The following is a 1,124-nucleotide window of genomic DNA, read 5'->3' as shown; positions in this document are numbered from 1 at the left end:
TGCCCGCCGGGTCGGTCAGGCCCAGCGTGAGGGTGAGGGGGCCGTCGCCCAGGCCGGAGAGGTCCAGCCCGTTCACCCGCATGGTCGGGCCGCTCATCACGCCGCTGCCGGTGACCTGGCCGCCGCCCGCCGAGGCGATCGTCCAGCTGTAGGCGGCCCCGGCCTCGCCGCCGCTGATGGTGAAGGCGGCGCTGGACTGCTCGATGGCGTCGATGCTGTCGTCCTCGAACAGCACCGTCGCGGTGGGGGCGGTGGTGTCGATGGTCAGGGCTTGCGTGCCGGGCGCCGAGACGTTGCCCGCCGCATCGGTGGCGGTGGCCGACACGGGGTTGGTGCCGTTGGCGTTTAGGCTGAGCGTGCCGGTGACCGGGGTGGCGGTGGTGAGATTGAGGCTCCAGGCGCCGCCGTTCGTGGCGGTGGTGGAGTAGGTGGCGCCGCCTACCGTGATGGTGACGGTGCTGCCGGCTTCGGCCGTGCCGGTGAGGATGGGCGTGGTGCTGTTGCTGAGGGTCATCGCAATGACCGGAGCGTTGGGGGTGGTGGTGTCGATGGTCAGCGTCTGCGTACCCGGCGCCGAGACGTTGCCCGAAGCGTCGGTGGCGGTGGCCGACACGGTGTTGGCGCCGTTGGCGTTGAGGCTCAACGCTCCGGTGACCGGCGTCGCGGTGGCGAGGTCGACGGACCAGTTCCCGCCCGTGGCGGTGGTGGTGTAGGTCGCCCCACCCGCCGTCACGGTCACCGTGCTGCCGGCCTCGGCCGTACCGGTCAGGGTCGGCGCCGTGCTGTTGCTCAGCGCGGCGCTGGTCACCACCGGGGCGTTGGGCAGTGTGGTGTCGATGGTCAGCGTCTGCGTGCCGGGAGCCGAGACGTTGCCGGCGGCGTCGGTGGCGGTGGCCGAGACAGGGTTGGCGCCGTTGGCGTTGAGGCTCAGCGACCCGGCGATCGGCGCCGCGGTGGCGAGGTCGATCGACCAGCTTCCGCCCGTCGCCGTGATGGTGTAGGTGGCGCCGCCCACCGTGACCGTCACCGTGCTGCCGGCCTCCGCCGTGCCGCCGATGGTCGGGCTGGCGCTGTTGGTGAGCGCCGCGCTGGTCACCGCCGGCGCGTTCGGGGCTGTCGTGTCG

The 1,124-nt window shown here is 72.8% G+C and carries 1 protein-coding gene; it reads right to left on the bottom strand.

What is annotated here, in order from left to right; genetic code table 11:
- Positions 1 to 1,124 (bottom strand): Ig-like domain-containing protein (locus H0B54_RS29300; protein ID WP_246472988.1); only part of this gene is annotated, 1,124 nt, incomplete at both ends.

Source organism: Azospirillum tabaci (assembly GCF_014596085.1).
GTDB classification, from domain to species: Bacteria; Pseudomonadota; Alphaproteobacteria; order Azospirillales; family Azospirillaceae; genus Azospirillum; species Azospirillum tabaci.
This window is presented reverse-complemented; position numbering and strand designations above follow the sequence as displayed.